General features: G+C 24.7%; 7 protein-coding genes and 1 riboswitch. All 7 genes read right to left on the bottom strand.

What is annotated here, in order from left to right:
- Positions 1-6: 6 nt before the first annotated feature.
- Positions 7-1266, bottom strand: coding sequence for an ABC transporter permease (locus tag ACJA27_RS00245; RefSeq protein WP_406618002.1), 1260 nt, complete (start codon positions 1264-1266; stop codon positions 7-9).
- Positions 1259-2344 (bottom strand): ABC transporter permease, encoded by a 1086-nt coding sequence (locus tag ACJA27_RS00240; RefSeq protein WP_406618001.1) that lies wholly within the window; start codon positions 2342-2344, stop codon positions 1259-1261. Before ACJA27_RS00240 ends, ACJA27_RS00245 begins: the two co-directional genes overlap by 8 nt.
- 12 nt (positions 2345-2356) lie before the next feature.
- Positions 2357-5080 carry an OppA family ABC transporter substrate-binding lipoprotein gene (locus ACJA27_RS00235; protein WP_406618000.1) on the bottom strand — a complete coding sequence of 908 codons (2724 nt, stop codon included), beginning with the start codon at positions 5078-5080 and terminating at the stop codon, positions 2357-2359.
- Between the two features lie 108 nt (positions 5081-5188).
- Complete coding sequence (locus ACJA27_RS00230; RefSeq protein ID WP_406617999.1) at positions 5189-7018, bottom strand: M3 family oligoendopeptidase; 1830 nt, start codon at positions 7016-7018, stop codon at positions 5189-5191.
- A 71-nt stretch (positions 7019-7089) separates the two neighbouring features.
- A riboswitch (Lysine riboswitch) is annotated at positions 7090-7256 on the bottom strand.
- Between the two features lie 293 nt (positions 7257-7549).
- Positions 7550-7933 (bottom strand): hypothetical protein, encoded by a 384-nt coding sequence (locus ACJA27_RS00225; protein ID WP_406617998.1) that lies wholly within the window; start codon positions 7931-7933, stop codon positions 7550-7552.
- Between the two features lie 183 nt (positions 7934-8116).
- Entirely contained in the window at positions 8117-9925 is a 1809-nt protein-coding gene (gene dnaK, locus ACJA27_RS00220; RefSeq protein ID WP_406617997.1) for a molecular chaperone DnaK, read from the bottom strand.
- Between the two features lie 162 nt (positions 9926-10087).
- Positions 10088-18013, bottom strand: a complete 7926-nt coding sequence (locus ACJA27_RS00215; protein WP_406617996.1) for an SGNH/GDSL hydrolase family protein — start codon at positions 18011-18013, stop codon at positions 10088-10090.
- Positions 18014-18236: the final 223 nt, after the last annotated feature.

Below are 18236 nucleotides of genomic sequence, written 5' to 3'. Positions count from 1 at the left end.
TAATAATTATTTTTTGTTCGTCATAACTCTAGGGTCAAGTGAATCATGAACACCTAATGAAATAAAGTGTAATGATAATGAAATTGATAATAAAATGAAACAAGGTAAGGCTAAGGTTCAAATATTATTTTCAGCAGATGAATTTGCATCAATTAATACTTGGCCTAAATTAGCACTATCTGATTTGAAAAATCCTAAAAAGCTTAATGAAGCAACTGACATTATAATAGTAGGAATACTTCTTACATAACTAGTAGCTATTTTTCCTAAAATAGCAGGTAAAGCATGAAGGAAGATTAATCTTCCTTTTCTAGCACCCACTGATTTAGAAGCAATAATATATTCTTCATCTTTTACAGTAATAATAAACATTCTAGTTCTACTTACAGGGCCAGCTCATCCAACAAAAATTAAAGAAATAATTAATGTTAAATCACTTGTTCCTAAAATAGTTACAAATAATAATAATCAAACAATTGATGGAGGTGATAAGAATATTTCAATAATTCTCATTACAACTGTATCAATTCATTTTCCAGCATGAAAACCTAAAAACGCACCAACTGCTACCCCAATAATGGTTTCAAATGTAGCGACAATTAAAGCAATTTTAATTGAATTTCATGTTGAATATCAAGAAGTAGTTCATATATCATGTCCATTTTCATCAGTACCTAAAATAGGTCTTTTGAAAACAATTCCATTAAATATTTGAGTTACTTGATCTAAACTTAAGTTTTGTCCTTGTTCTTTAGCTTCTATAATTTGTTGTCAAACTTTAGAAATCTTAAAATAATTTACATAATCATAGCTAATTCGATATGTATTAGCATTTAACATCTTTTCTTCATAATTTAACAAGGATTTAAAATAATCTCCATAAATAGGGTCTGAAATCCAAGTATTAATATTTTTGTAATATTCATTATCTGCTAATTCAGCAGGGGTTAAAGTTAAAACTTTAGTTTTAACATAAAAAGGAGGTAAGTCTTTAATATTAGCTATATTACCATCATAGATAACTTTTTTCGCTAAGTAAGGACTTAATAAAGGAACAATAATACCCATTAGTATAATAGTAAAAAATAAGATTACTGAAATAGAAGAAACTGGATTTTTAAAAAATCTTTTAGTTGCTTCTTTTCACATTTTTTTAGGTTCACCAGCAATAGCAGTTTTAAAATCACCATTATTGTTTTTTCTTTTTAAGAATTTAGTAAGTTTAGGAGATAATGAATATTTTTTATTAAACTGTTCACTATTCATTATTACCTCCTTGTTGTGCTTGGGTATTTTCTAATGCTATTTTTTTAAATAATTTTTTTCTATATAAATAAGCAGTAAGTCAAAGTTTTAAGTTATTTCCACTATTTTCAGCATATTTAATTCTTGGATCAAGGATAACATATGAAACATCAACCAAGATTTCAGTAAATAAAGATAAAGTGGTAAAAAAAATAGTTGAAAACATAATTAAATTAATTTCCCCATTAGGAAATGATTGAGAAAGTATGGTAGAAGTACCTGGTACTTGTCAATAAATTTCTATAATAATACTTCCTGAAAGGAGACCTATATAAGAAGGTATCAACATTGCCGCTAAAGGAATAGAAATGTTTCTTAACACATATTTAAAGAAAATAGTTGTATTAGATAAACCCTTGGTTTTAGCAATTAAAACATAATTAGAAGTTAAAACAGTAATAACTTGGTTTCTAGTGTAAATAGTATAACCAGCTAATGATCCTAAAGTAATAACTAAAATAGGGTTAATCAATGAAAGAATAATTGTAGTAATAGGTTGGTTATTATTCTTATCATAAAAGTCAAAAACTTTATGAGGCAATCCTATTTTTTTACCAATGTTAATAAAAATAGGAGCTATAACAAATGAAGGTAATGCAATAAAAATTAAAATAAAAGTATTAATTGAGGTATCAATAATTTTTCCTCTTTTATAACCCGAAAAGGTTCCTAAAGCAATTCCAAAAATAGCTGAAATAATAAAAGCAGGAAGAGAAATAATAATTGAATATTTCAAAGGCTTAAAAAACAATTCTGGAATAGTTTTTGCTTCACTACTTTGAAATGTTCAAGTTTGACCTCAATCACCTGAAAACACATTTTTTAAATATTTGAAAAAAGCAACTAAAACTGGTTGTCCAAAACCAGCATCTAGTAATTTTTGTTTTTGCTCCTCAGGACTATATTTAGTTCAGTTATCTAAATTAGCTGCTTTAACTGGGTTGGGAGCAAATTTATAAACTAGTGTATAAACAAAAATAATTATAACTAGCAGAGCAAGAAATGCAAATGCAATTCTTTTACCTAAATATTTAAACATAACTAATAACTATTATTTAAGAATTTTTGCATCTTCAAATGTTAAAGTAGAATCACTAGGTGAAGTAGGGATTTCATAATGTGGATTAATTAATTTTTCTGTAAAACCAGGAGAAGTAAAGAATTTAGTATCAGGTGTAAAACCAATGTAGTTTGATAATTCTTGAGTTAATTTAATTAAATGATCATTTTTATGTGCACTTTGATATGCGAATCAGAAGTTTGAAGAAAATTCCATAGGATCAAAAGTTTGGCTTGCTGATTCATTAACTACAACTTTACCATTTTCATATTTAGCCTTAGATAAATAATCAGCATAATCATTAACATATTTATTTGGCAATAAATGTCAGTATTTTAAATCAAGATTTGGAGTAAATTTCAAGCCTTTTCCATTAGTGTTATCTTCATATCATTTTTCTAAATAATCAGCTAAAGTTTTAATAGTAGGGAAAGCTTTATATAGATTTTTAACTTCTTCACTATCTTTGTTAGCAATTAAATAAGATAATGTTGGCATTAAATGACCTAAGTTTCATGACATTCCATCAAGACCTGAACTAATACCGTTATAGTCATATCCTCAACCTGAATAGTTATAATTTACTTTACCATAAAATCTATAGTTGAAAATATCATTTCTTTGAGTTGATTGTAAAAAGTTAACTTTTAATCTTGGATCTAAATCTTGTACTGCTTTAATATAGTTAGCATACATTTGTGCATAATTAGTTGAAATATTTGAATATGGTCAATAAACTGATCATTCAATTTTTTGGTTTGCATCTAAGTTATTTTCTGTATAGAAATCATCCAATAATTTTTTAAGTTCTTCTTTTACAGTATTAAAAATAGGAGTTCTTCATGGATTATCAGCGTGGTTTTGAATATATTCAGAAGAAGTTTTATTAGTTATAGCTTCTGTTTGTGAATAATCATTTTTAATTCCATAGTATCTGTTAATTTGTTCATCTACTTCTTTAGGAGTTTGAGGTCCTTTGTTAATTTTTGAATGGGTAGCAACTTTTGCTAATCAAGCTTCATATTTAGGGTTTACTGTACGAGCTAAATAATTAAAGTTAATTCCAGCATTAACTAAAGTTCTGAATCTTAAACCTTTACCACCTAAAAATTCTTTTGAAATAGAAGAAATATTACCTGAAATAACATCAGTTAAAGATTTTCCATATAACAATTTAACATAATTATCATTGTATCCATACAATTTGGGATCAGTAATAATTTCTTGGTTTTTATTTGCATCAACAAATGGAGCTGGTGTAGGTAATAAAGCATATTCATTTAAAAATGAACTTGTGTTATATTCTTTTCCATAACCTAAACCATATTTTTCTGGATTAGCATTAACTAATTGTTTTTGAGCATCGGTTAAAGCGGCATATCTATAAAATGCTGTTAAACCTTTTTCATAGTCATCTCATTGTTGTTTATCATAGATTTTAGGATCAAGAATAGAAGAAGTATGTTTTACTGAAATAGTTTCAATTTTGTCTTCTCTTTTAAGAAATTCTTTATCTCAAAAATGTTTATTATAAGTTAAAGTTTGTTCTTTTAAATTAGTTTTAGAAGCATCATAAATATATGCTCCACTAAATAAAGTAGTTCCTAAATGGTTACCATATCAATAAGCACCAAATTCTTTTGCTTTACCTGTTGCTTTTTTAATTTCTTCATTAGCTTTAGCTAAATCTTCATTAGTTCCACCAATTTTTTGTACATCTAATGGATTATCAGCATGTTCTTTAATATATTCACTAGGAGCAGGAATAAATTCTTGTGAATTACTAATAATTTTATCTAATAAAGTTATTCAGTCAGAAGCCCTTGATTCTGATTTTTGAACAAAATTAACGGTTTCTCTTTCTACACCATTAACAGTTGATTTACCAGTAAATTCTTCTTCTTTGTCAAATTTATCAGCATCAACATTAGCTAATGAAAATAAATAAGCATTAGGAAATGAATGTTTTGCAGTAAATAAAGTAGATTTAGGTTCTAAAACTTTACCAATTGCTTTATCTATATCTTCAGTTCCCCCATTACTTAATCTAACAGATTTAGTTAATAATCTAGTTCTTCATCATGAGTAGTAAAAATCTTTAGCAGTTACTTTATATTTAGTTTTTTCATTTTTAGCATTTACTCAATTAACATTTTGTCTAACTAAAAATTTAATTGATTTAACTTGACCACTAGTTAATAATTCTTCAAATTTTTTACTGTTAATTGATTTTTCATCATTTGAAAATGCTTGCATAGAGGTTAATGAATAATATCCATCAGCACCTTTTTCAGGAGCGATTTCATGTTTGTCATTATCAAAAACTTCTTGAGTTCCATCTTTTTTTTCAACTAAAATACCATCTGCTAAACCCAACTTTCTAAATCATTGAGTAGGTTTCTTAACAACATGTTTTTTAGTTTTTAAATCATATACAACTTCAGATTTTCCTTCAACTTTAGTTCTAATCAAAGTTTCAACAGTAGAACGTCCTTCTTGATGTAAAGTTTCTTGTGAACCATAACCAGCTGAGTTATCATATTCAAAAGCTCTTGGAGAAAGAGGAGAATTATATGATACAGTTAATTTCTTTTGTTGATAATCAGTAACAATACTGTTTTTGTTATAACATCTTGAAGATAATCCAACAAATCCTGTTAACATAGCAACAGAAGTTAGAGAACTTAAAGTAAATAATACTTTTGCTTTTTTCATTTTTTCCTTTCATCTACTTAAATAAAACATCTAAATAGATTTATATAAAAATTATAATTTATTATATTAATATGAATTAAGTAGAAATAATTTTTCCACTAACTAAAATTATTTGATTTTAAAAATCTTTTTACCTAGATTTATTCATTGATTAATTAACTCATCAACAAATTTAAATCCATTTTCATAATATGTTTCATCATTTAAATCAATTCCATTATTTTTTAAAATATCAAGTGGTTTTTGTGAACAACCAGCGGATAAAAAATTATGAATATATTCTTGTAAGAAATTATCATTTTCTTTATATTTCATAAAAAAATAATTAGCGCTTAATTGTCCAATTGCATATTTATAAACATAAAAATGATAATAATAATGTGGAACATCAATAGAAGCAATTAATTCAAAAGGTTTGTATATTATCTTTTTATTTGAATATTTTTTAGCATTTTCAAAATATATTTTGCTAATAGCATCATAAGAAGAAGCGGGTTCGCCTTTTTCTATGGCCTTATATAAATCAAATTCATAATTTGCTCATTCAACTTGTCTCATTACTGTACCCATAAACCCTTCGATCATTGAAGTTAAAATTTTAAACTTAAAATGATCATCTTTTGAGGTTTTTAACAAATAATCATATAGCATAAGTTCATTATAAATAGAAGCAATTTCAGCTAAAAAAATTGGATATTGTGAATTTTCTATTGGTTGGTTTTTATCAGAAAAATAAGAATGCATTGAATGCCCTAATTCATGAGCTAAAGTTTCTACCGATCTTAAATCACCATCAAAATTCATTAATATATATTTTTTATTAAGACCATAACTTTCACCAATAGAATAAGCGCCAGATTGTTTATGATCGACACTCATATAATCTATTCACCTATTATTGATAGCTTCTTTTATTTTTTCGCTATATTCTTGACCATATGGTTTTAATGCTTCAATAACAATGTTTTGCATCTCTTCAATGGTATAAGAAGATTTAATTTTAGTTAAGTCCCTATATGCATCAGTTTTTTCATCATATTTTTCTTTATATTTTTTACTATAAAAAACTTTGTAATATTGATTAAATTTTTTAAAAATTATTTTTTGCTTAGAGACATTGTTAAACAATTTTTGCAATAACTCTTTTGATACTTCGTCTTCTTTAGTTAGCATTTCTACAGTAGAAGGATATTTTCTAGTTTTAGCAATAGTTACCAAATAATTAAAATGTTGATAAAGAATTTGTGCTAAACTTTCTCGATGATCATAAATTGCTTTAATTCAATTATGTCTAACATTTTTTCTTAAAACTTTATCATTAGATTTCATTAATGAAATTCGGTTAGCGCGATTTAATGGATGTTTTTTCTTTTTAGAATCTAATGGAAAGCCATAATCCATCTCACTATCAGTAATTATTTCAAAAATGGATTCTAAATCAGGAACACCAATAGCTGATTCAATTAAATATTCTTCAACTTTATCATCTAATTTATGTTCATATTCTTTGATATTATTTTCAATTTGAATCTTATAAGTTTTTAATCTAGGATCTTCTTTTCAAATTTTTATTTTTTCAATATTTTGATAAAACCTATTAATATCAGAACCATACCTTATTGATAATTCATTATCAATTAATTCAAATTTTTGTATTAAAGCTAGAATTTCAGGATCAATTAAATTTGCATTATGTTTGTTTGAAAGATAATTTGAAATCCGATTACTAATAATAGTTATTTTTTTATTAATTTCTATATCTTCCAAATATTTTTCAATAGTTTCATACTTAGAAAATTTATTTTGAATCATAATTTCATATAAATTTTTATATTCATTTATTAAATCATCTATGTTTTTTCCTTCAAGGATATTTTCTAAATCAAATCTATACTGTTCCGGAACTTCTTCATATTTTTTAAATTGCTTAACTTTCATAAAATCTCCCTTATATAAAACAAGACTATAGAAAGCTATAGTCTTATAAATTAATAATTATTATTAAATTCATTTCCTATAGCACCAATAGATAAATCTATTGAGTAGTAATCTTTTATGTTTTACTACCGTCGTTAATCTTTGCATAATTAACAACTCGGCTTTTGTAACCTTTTTATAGTTTTATCGCATGCCTGCTCCACTATATACTTTTTTCAAAAGCTCCTCTATAGATTAAAAGCAGGTTCATTACATTAACACCTGCTTTTATAATATTCAAATTAAATAAACAGGTTTAATGAAAAATAATCATCGAAATAATATTTTTAGCGATGATATTTTTATTAAAACAAATGTTCATTCAATTTCTTTTTGCTAACATAATAATAAAATTATAAACATTTTTAATAATTATGATAAAAATTTTATAATGGCTCAGTTTATATAAAATTTTTAAATTTTTTATTCATTAAATAATTTTTATAAATAAAAAACTATAACTAAATTTAGTTATAGTTTTCATATATTAAATTATTGAGATTTATATTTTTTAATGTCTTTAGTGTGAAATGATTTAAGCATTTTGATATCTGCTTTTATTTCTTTTATATCATTTTCAATAGCATCTAATCTATTTTCAATGGGTTTGATTTTTTCATCAAATTTTTTATCAAAAATGTCACTAATAATATCAGTTAGTTGTTTGATTGTTATATTTCCAAGAGTATTCATATTGGGTTCCTTTGGTGGTTTAGGAACTTTTAAATTTCTCAAATCACAAAGTGCCTTGCATTCCACTAATTTTAAATCTTTTATATATTTAATTGTAAACTGTGGATTTACAAATTCACCAATTTTTTTATAAAATTTTTGTTTAGTAACAATAATTTCTTCGGTTTCATTGTCTATTAGCAATTTTGCCTCCTTTCTAGGATATGTTTTATCCCACTTATATATGTCTATTTTTTGTAAAAAAGTCAAAAAATTTTTAATTAATTTTAATTTTAGGAATTTTTTTAAATTAATTAAAAAACTTACAATCTAAAATGATTGTAAGTATTATTTTTAGTATAGATTTTTATAATTAGCAATTATTTATTATTCAATAATTACTTCTTCATCATCAGAAGTTGGTTCTTCTTGAACTGGTTCTTCATCCATTGAAGAAGAAGGGTTTTCAGCAGCATCTGCCATAGTAGCAATTAAGCTTTCAAATTGAGAAATTTTATCCCTTAATTCATCAATAGATTTACTTTTAATAAGTGCTTTAATGTCATCAAGTTCTTTTTTAGCTTCTTCTTTTTGTTCATCTGTTAATTTATCATCATATTCTTTTATCATTTTTTCCATTTGGTTAACCAATGATTCAGCACGAACAATAATTTCAACTTCTTCTTTACGTTTTTCATCAGCTTCACGGTTAACTTCAGCATCTTTAATCATTCTTTGGATTTCAGCTTCTGAAAGTTTTGATGAATTCTTAATAGTAATAGTTTGTTCTTTACCAGTATCTACATCTTTTGCAGTAACTTTAGTAATACCGTTAGCATCAATGCTAAAACTTACTTCGATTTGTGGTTCTCCACGACGAGCACGTCTAATTCCACCTAAATTAAATTGACCTAATAATTTATTATCTCTTGCCATAGGTCTTTCACCTTGAACTACACGAATAGTAACTTCTGTTTGGAAATCTGCAGCAGTAGTGAAAATTTGTGATTTTGTAACGGGAATAGTTGTATTTCTATCAATTAAAGGAGTTGAAACACCACCAGCAGTTTCAATACCTAATGTTAAAGGAGTAACATCTAATAAAAGAATATCTTTAACATCACCAGCTAAAACCCCACCTTGGATAGCAGCACCCATAGCAACAACTTCATCAGGGTTAACTGTATGGTTAGGTTTTTTACCAATAACTTTTTCAACTAATTCTTGAACTGCTGGAATACGAGTTGATCCACCAACAAGTAATACTTCTTGAATGTCACCGATTTTTAATTTAGCTTCTTTTAAAGCATCAATAATAGGTTTTTTAGTTCTTTCTACTAAAGGTGCAGTCATTTTTTCAAATTCACTACGTTTTAATTCTAATTCAACGTTAATTGGTTCTCCTGATTCAGCAACAGCTAAGAAAGGAAGTGAAATAGTAGTAACTGATTGTGAAGAAAGATCAATTTTAGCTTTTTCAGCAGCTTCTTTTAATCTAGCCATAGACATTTTATTTTTAGAAGCATCATATTTAAATTCATCTTTAATTTTTTCGATTAATCATTTAACAATTTCATTATCTCAATCATCTCCACCTAAGTGGTTATCTCCTGAGGTTGAAAGAACTTCAAAAGTTCCACCTTCTAATTCAAGAATAGAAACATCGAATGTACCACCACCAAGGTCATATACAAGAACCTTAGATGCTTTATCAGAAATTTTATCAATACCAAAAGATAAAGCGGCAGCAGTAGGTTCATTAATAATACGCATAACTTCTAATCCAGCAATACGTCCGGCATTTTTGGTAGCTTCACGTTCTGCATTATCAAAGTATGCAGGAACAGTAATAACTGCTTTGTTCACAGTTTTACCAATTTTCTTTTCTGCATATTCTTTTAAATGTTGAAGAATTAAAGCAGAAATTTCTTCTGGTTTGTAATCTCTTCCATTAGCATGTACAGTTTTACTTGTACCCATTAATCTTTTAATAGATGCTATAGCATCAGGGTTGGTTTCAATTTGTCTTTTAGCAACTTCACCAACTGTAACTTCACCATTTTTAAAACTTACAACTGATGGAGTAGTTCTTTTACCATTCAAGTTTTCTAAAACAATAGGTTGACCGTTTTCAATAACAGAAACACAAGAGTTAGTAGTTCCTAAGTCAATACCTAAAATAACTTCTTTTGCCATGTAATCTCCTTATAACAAAAATTTTTATAAATTTATACTATATAAATATACCACATTTTAGCACTCTACCAATAAAAGTGCTAAATTATTTTTTTATATATAAAATCACAAAACATATGTGGTTTAAAAATGTTTTGTGATTTTAGTTTTTAGTTTTATAGATTAATCTAAATACCCTTCTTTAAATAATTTAGCAATCATTACAATGTTTGAAATTTGGGCACCATCACTATATTTTGGATTTTTAGAACCAGTTAAATTTGAATAATACATATAGTAACCTCATCAATCAGATTCATATCTATTATGAGATCAATTATTATATGATGAATTTCTTGCGCCTTTAATTCCACTAAAGAAATATTTATTGGCAGTTAAATTATTACCATTATTAATTCCAATAGTTTTAAACAATAAAGAATCATAATTTGCTTTAATTTTATCTTTTATTTCACTTGATAAAGCAGAATTTAATGAATCTTCTATAGCACTAAATAAATTATTAACAGCAACTGACATTGCAGCACTAGCACCAAAATTAATATTTTGGTCTATATTAAACATTGCTATTTGACAAATAAATGCTTGCATTCTAACAAAAGCTTGATATGAATAAGTCATTTTAACTTGTTTTAAATCAGTAAATTTATTATTAGAAATAGTTTCTCAATATGCTTTGCTTAAAGGAGTGAATAACGCCTGAATAATACTTTTTATTTTATCTAATCCCTTTACTAAACTTAAAATATCTCCCATTTCAAATTTAATTTCTAATTTCTTTTCAGCAGGTGTTGAAACAGGATTTTGAACTTGTCTTGCTAAATCTAAAATATTATTAGACAAACTAGTTGATCTCATTTTTCAAGCTTTATTTTCTTCATCTAGTTTTTTAAGTTCTTCAATGTGTTTTCCAATTTCTGATTTATGTTTAGCTGTTTGGAACAAAATTTTGTAAACACCTTGAAAATCATGAATATGAGTATATCTAAACATAAAATTAATTACTCTAGCAAATGCTTCCGGATTTACTTCATCAAATATTTTTTGAATTCTGTTATTTTCCTTTAATCCACTTAATAATTTATCTAATTTAATGGTTTGTCCATCTGCTATAAATTTAATTGCTCCTTCAATAGCAGAAACTTTTAAATCTGATAGATATGCTTCTAAATTCTTTTGTTTTGGATCTAATGATTTTATAGCGTCAAAAATATTTGTACTAATAACATCTATTAAATCAGTTTTTGTTATTCCTTTTAAGAAAGAATCTATCAAAGTGGCAAAATATGGTTTGATATTTGTAATAGGTTCCGCTCCAATACCCATAGAACTAAATGAATCTGGTAATTGATAACCTAACATCAATCCTAAAAATTTGGATTCACTTAATGCTTTAGGAACTATATGTTTCATAGCATTAGGAATTGCTTGTTTTCCTAAATCAGAATTAAAGAATTTATGTAAAGCCTGTGATCATAAATCTTTAGATAAATATTCATCATTTTTATTGATTAATTCTTCAAAAAACGCTAACAATACTTGTTCTAAATGATCGCTAGAAGTAATTGCTTTTAATAATTTGGACATTTCTTCTTTAGCACTTGGAATATGATTAAATTTATCTGCTAAATGGAATTTTTCAATTAATTTATCAATAGTATCGGGTTTTGATTTTAAAGTATTAGCAACTTTTGTTAAATCTGCTTTAACAGTATCTTTATTATTTTTAATTGCATCTATTCCTAACAATTGAATAATTTTTTTGTAATCTTTATAATCAAATAAATTAGGTAATAAAGCTTTTATTTTAGTAATCATTTCAGAAAATGCATCTAAACTATTAATACTATTTTTAACTGTATCAACTACTTTATCTGTAATACCAAAAATATTTAAAACATTTGGAACATCTTTTGTTAAATCTTTAAATAATTTTTTGTTTTGTCCATCATCAAAATCAAATCCATAACCTTTAATAAATTTAATAATTGCTGATGAAACAGTTTCTCCAACTTCATCATATTCACAAATAGTTTTAATTAAAGTTTTAATTTTGTCATTTAAATTAAATGTAGTGTTTTTTTCTAAAAAGATTTTTAGTAAATCTTGAATGTTTTTAGCTGAAACATAATATTCATTATGTTCTAATAAATCTTTTATTAATGGGTCGACAATTGCATATAAATTAGGTTCTGAAACTAATTTAGAAAGAATAGTTTTTAAGTTATCTTCGCTTAAATATTCTTTAACTACCTCTGGTAATTTACCGTAAACTTTAGAAGCAAAATTTAATTTTTCATTTAATAAAACAATGATATTTTTGATTAAAGTTGGTAATTCATCAGCAGTTTGTTTCATATGTGGTTTTGATGTTAAAACTTTTAATAGTTTAATACCATCTTCAATTGAAGAAACTTTTGATTTTACATTAGTAATTAATTCTTGAATAGCAGAAGTAAAGTCAATATCTTTTCCATTTTCTACAAAAGAATTTAAAACTGATTTTAAAAACTTAGCTAAGAAATTATTATCTAGATCTTTATCAAATTCAACAATACCTAAAACTAAATTAGTTGCTAAAGGAGCTAATTTATCTTCGGTTATGTCTGTATCTAATTTGAATTTTTTCATTAAAGCAACAATAATATCTTTAATTTCTTGTTTATTTGTTAAGTTTGAAACTATTTTTTCAATTAATTCATAAATATTGTTGTGTTCAAACACTTTAGAAATCAATTCTTGTAAAGCATTTACATTTTCATATTGTGAAGCATTTGTAATTAATGCTTTTAATACAAAATCAATAAGTTCTTTATAATTATTTTCTTCTAAAATTGCTTTAACTAATTTGGTAATTTGTTCATCTTCTAAATAAGATGAAGCTATACCTTTAAGTTTTTGGATAACCACATCTTCTACATCAAATTTAGTAATCATCATTTTTGTAACATTGGTTAAAATAGTTTTTAAAGTATCTTTTTCAGTTTGTAACTCATTGTCTTTTGCAACTAATTTAAATGTTGATAATATAAAGTCTTTTGTAAATTCTTTGTTAGCAAATTTTGTTTGTAATCCATTAACCAATTCATTTTTAAATTCATTAAAATTAAAAGCAACCCCATTTTTAGAAATATTTTTCATTGTTGTGCTTGTTAATAATGAAACAACTTGCAATTTATTTTCTAATTGGTGAAAATCTTTTAAGAAAGCTTTTAATAATGTTTTTACTTTGGTTTCATCTGTTGAACTTAATACATCAGCATATTTTTCTTTAAGAGTTTTGTAAATAACATTTACTAAAATTTCTTTAACTTCATCTTTTGCTAATAATGATTGGAACAATTCATTTACTTTAGTTGAAAGTTCAGTTTGAATATTATTTTTACCTAAAGTAGTTTTAATCAAATCAGAATAAGTTTTTACATCTTTCAATTCTTCTTTTGTAAATGAAGAAATAGATAATTCTAATGTTTTAACTAATAAATCTTTAACTTTATTTTCTTGTAATAAAATTTCAGTTAATTTTTCTAATTGATTTTGATCTACATAGCCTTGTGCTAAAGGTAAAACTTTTTCATTTATTAATGCTTTAATCTTAGTTTTAATATCTCCTTGAGATAAATATTTATCATATAAATTAGAAGTAAATTTTGTTATTGCTTGAACATTTTGTTTTAGCGAATCATTAGATAAAACAAATTTAGTAAAATCAACTATTTTTTCTTCTTTATTAAATTTTTCTTTAAATGAATTTAATAATTCAGTTAAAGCATTTTTAACATCAAAATTTGTTCCTTGTTCTGAATATCCTAATAAAATTTTCTTTAATGAAGGATTAATAATTTGCTCTTTTTTATCAAATTCAAAAACAAATGATACTAATGCTTCTGTCAATTTATTAATTTCTTCATCAGATAAATTAGTTATTAAACCTTGTTTAGTTAATAAAGCTTTTACTATTGATTTAGTTTCATCATATTTGGTAACTTTACTAAATAAATTATTTAATAAAGTATTAAAATCATTTTCTGAATCATTAAGAATTTTTTCTACTAAATCCTTTAAATTTGTAGCAGAAGCATATTTATTACCTCTTTTAATTAGAACATCGGCTAAATAACTAATTAAAGTTTCTCTTAAATCTTTCTTAAATAAAATTTCATTTAAATTAGATATTTGACTTTCTTCTAAATAATTTGATAATTTAGGTTTAAGCATATCAAAAGATTTTGTTTTCAATTCAAATTGGGTAATAGCAAAATCTAAACCATTATTTAAGATGGTTTTAATTGTATCTGCTTGACTAGCTAATGCTGGATTGTTAACAAGTAATTGCAATAAATCAAAACTTGTTTGTTTAATTGCATTAAAATCAGCGAATTTAGTTTTTAAAGAAGCAAAAATTTCTTTTTGAACCTCTTCAAAATTAATTGACATTCCATTTGTTTTTAATTGTTTCATTAAAGCATCAAAAACAACGCTATAAATTCCTAATTTATTATTTAAAGTTTCAATTTTATTAAATAAAGCGGCAAAAGCTAATTTAGCATTGTCTTTAGTTACATTATTAAATAAATTAATGTTTTGTCCTTGAGCATAAAGAATTTCAAAAATAACTTCTTGTGCTACAGGATTTTTAATTAAATCTAAAGTAAATTTCTTAACAAAATCTTTTAATTCATTTTGAATATTTACGTCACTAAATAATAATTTTATTAAATCATTATAGTTATTAATTGCTTCAATTTTAGATTTTTCTAATGAAAGAATATCTTTAATTGCTTTTTGTAAAATTGATTTTAAATCTTGATTATTTAATAATAAATTAACTACTTTATCAAAATTATCTTTAGATATATATTCTTTAACTTTGTCATATGAAACAGAACCAATTCCATTAGTAATTTGTTGTTTTAATGATTCTTGTGATAAAACAAAATCATAAATATTGCTGATAAATTTAGATAATACTTCTGGTTTATTTCTTAATTTATCATTGGTTAAAACATTTTTAACCAATTTAATTTGTTCTTCTACTTGAGTTAAATTAGCAAATTTAATTTTTAAAGCTTCTTGTAATTTAGAAAAATCAAATTTAGTAAATTTATCTTGCACTAATGAAGTTAAACTAGTTTTTACTAAAGTACTTAATAAATCATAATTATTATCTTGTTCAAAAATAAAGTCAAATAAATTAGTAATTAATGCTTTAAATTCTTCATCTTGAATGTCTTTGTTTAAATTGTATTTTTTAGCTAAAGAAAGTAACAATTTTTGTGTTTCTTCATATGAAAGAATTTGTTTGCTTAATTTTTCTAAAAATTTATTAACACTAGTATTATTTGATTTATCAAATAGTTTATTTACTAAATCTTCAAATGAATTTGCATTATTGTAAATATCAGTATTATTAACAGTTAAGTTTGTTAAATAATCAATTAAAGTATCAATATTTTCTGATTTAAAAGTGATATCTGCTAAAAGTTTAATTTCTTCTTCAGTTAAAAATTTAGAAGTATTTTGTTTTAAAACTTCAATCAATTTATTTTTAGCATCAAATTTACTAATAGTTAAATTAAGAACATTAGAACCTAATTTTTTGAAAGTTGGTGCCGATTCTTTTAATTCTTGACTATTAGCAATTGCTTTACCAACTTCTAAAATAGATTGACCTAAATCAAGTTGATGTAATTTTTCTTTAATTTTAGTTAGCAATTTTGATGTAAAGGTATTTAAATTAAAATTCAAACCATTATTTGCTAATTCTTGGAAAAAAGTTTGAAATAAAGTCGGGAAAAGATCTATTTTTTCAATAATGGTTGGAGATAAATTAATAAGTCCCATTACCAATTGTTTAAATTTATCATTTTCAATATCTTTAATAAATTCAGGATATTTTTTAGTAACTATATCTTGAACTGTTCTAACTAAAACAGGTTTAACTTCATTGTCTCTAAGAAGTTCTAATATAAGAGCTTTTAAATTGGTAGTTAATTCGGGAAAATTATCAAAATTAGCAAAAACTAATTTCAATAAATCTTGAAAATTAGATATTTGCTTAAATGCATCTGGTTTTTGATTTTTTAATGACAAGAAGGCATCAATTAATGATTTTAAAATTTTAGGAATTTCATTTGATTTTATTGTTTTTAACAATAATGTTTTTAAATCTTTTTTACTTATATATTCACTTACACTAGCAGGTAAATATTTTTCAATAGCAAAAGTTAATAATTCTTCAACTTTTGGATTTTTTACCAATGAACCTAAGAAATTTGATAAAGCATCTGAAAAATCATTATGTCCTTGAGTGGCAAAATCAGAAGCTAACATTTCTTTAATAAAATTAAATAATTCATTAATAGTAAAAATTTCACCAAAAGCTTGTTTTAAATATTCAGGTTTAAGTTTTTTAGCACCTGGTTTACCATCATTATCTCAATCTTTTGTAGTCAAAAGTTTTTGTGCTTTGTTTAAAATTTTAGCTAAATAACCACTTCCTTTTAATCAATCAACTAATAAAGCGGCATTTTTACCGTTATCTTTGGTAAAGAATTTTGATAAATGACCTTCTGGATCAATTTCTTTATATTTTTGACTTTCAAAAATAGTTACAATAGTTGATTTTAAACCAACAAAAAGTCCTAATACAGAATCATCATTCATTCTTTTACCAAAATTATCTTCGCTAAATTTATCTTTTAATGGCGTTCTTAATTCATCTTCACCATAAAGATATTTTAAGAAATCATCGCCAAATAATTTTTTATAAGTAACATCAGCATCTTTATCAGGAAGTTCCATTATATAATTGCTAATATCTTTTTTAGTTTCATCTTTTTCAACAAAGTGTTCTTTTGAAAAACCATATTTTTTAGCAGTAGCATATGTAAAGGTTTTACCAGCTGAAATTTTCATTAAAAATTCAGCAGCCATTTTTTTATAACCATAAGTTGATGGGTGAATATCAAAAATCATATTAGTTAATTTTTCTTGATGTTCACTTCAGAAATTATCATCATATAAATTAACAAAATTAAGACCTGCTTTTCTAGCAACAGCATCTTGAATTTTTTGAATCATTATGTTATTAAATAAAAAATTAATATTTAAGTTAGGAGAAAAATTAGGTAGTAATTCATTTACCATTAAAAGTAATCTTTGCATTGGCATTGGATAACTACCAAAAACAATATTAGCATTAGGATTAACTGCTTTAATTCATTTACCAAAAGCTTCTAAACGACTTTCTAAAACATTTCTTACTACACCAATTAAATCTAAAAATTTAGTTCCTAATTCTGCAAAGTTAATTTGATTACCATTCAAATAATCATTTAGATATTTTGCAAAATCGAATTCAGTAAGTAAAGAAACTAACAATTTGATTACATCATTAGCTCCTAAAGTTAAAGAAATTAAATTAGCATTTTTAATTTGTTTTTCAATTTCTTCTTTTGCTTTTTCTTTTGAACCAAATTTTTGAATTAAAGGTTCTAACATATTAGTTTTACCAGTATCAAAATATTTTTCTTCAGTTTTAGATTTTTTATATTCAATATTGAATAATTCCATTCAATCAACAATAGTAGAACCTGAAGAAGCAAAATTATGGAAACTTTCTAATTTTCCATCTTGAAGTTTATTAATCAAATGAGCTACATAAGCGGGAAAAGAAGTTCCTGAAACTTTACCATCTTTAAATTCACCAGCATAATCTTTATCTAATTCACCAGAAAAACCTGCAGAAATAGAATCACCTAAAGCAAGGTATTTAACTTTATCTTGTTTTTTAATAAAGTTTTTAGAGACATTTCTTTCTTGAGTAATGTCATTATCTGGATCTTCTGGTTTAGGTTCAGGTTCGCCTGGTTCAGGATTCACAGGTGGGGTAGGTGGGGTAGGATCTACTTCCCCAGGATTTTTTCCAGGATCAGGTTGAACTTGAGGGTTTTCAGGGTTATTTGGAATGCTTTTTTTCTTTCAAGGAACAAAGCTTAGTCCAGTTGCTAACCCTCCTATTCCCAACAAAGAAAATAGAGTTGATAAAATAATAATTTTTTTCTTTTTGTTATTAGAATCTTTCATAATAACCTCCATAATGATTCCTATATATATTAAGTTTCTTATATTAATATATAAATATTAATTAATAATATATAAGAAAGTCTTATTAACACGCTTTATTATAAATGAATTAGAACAATTATAATTTTTACCTATTTTTTACATAGAAAAACAAAAAGTTAATTTTTTGAACTTTTTTAAGGTATTTTTTGACTTTTTATAGTTTTATGAAGAATAAGAAATG

Origin of the sequence: Mycoplasmopsis lipophila (assembly GCF_045276895.1) — a bacterium.
Lineage (GTDB): Bacteria > Bacillota_I > Bacilli_A > Mycoplasmatales > Metamycoplasmataceae > Mycoplasmopsis > Mycoplasmopsis lipophila.
The sequence above is the reverse complement of the archived record's forward strand: the minus strand, read 5'-3'. Positions and strand labels throughout refer to the sequence as shown.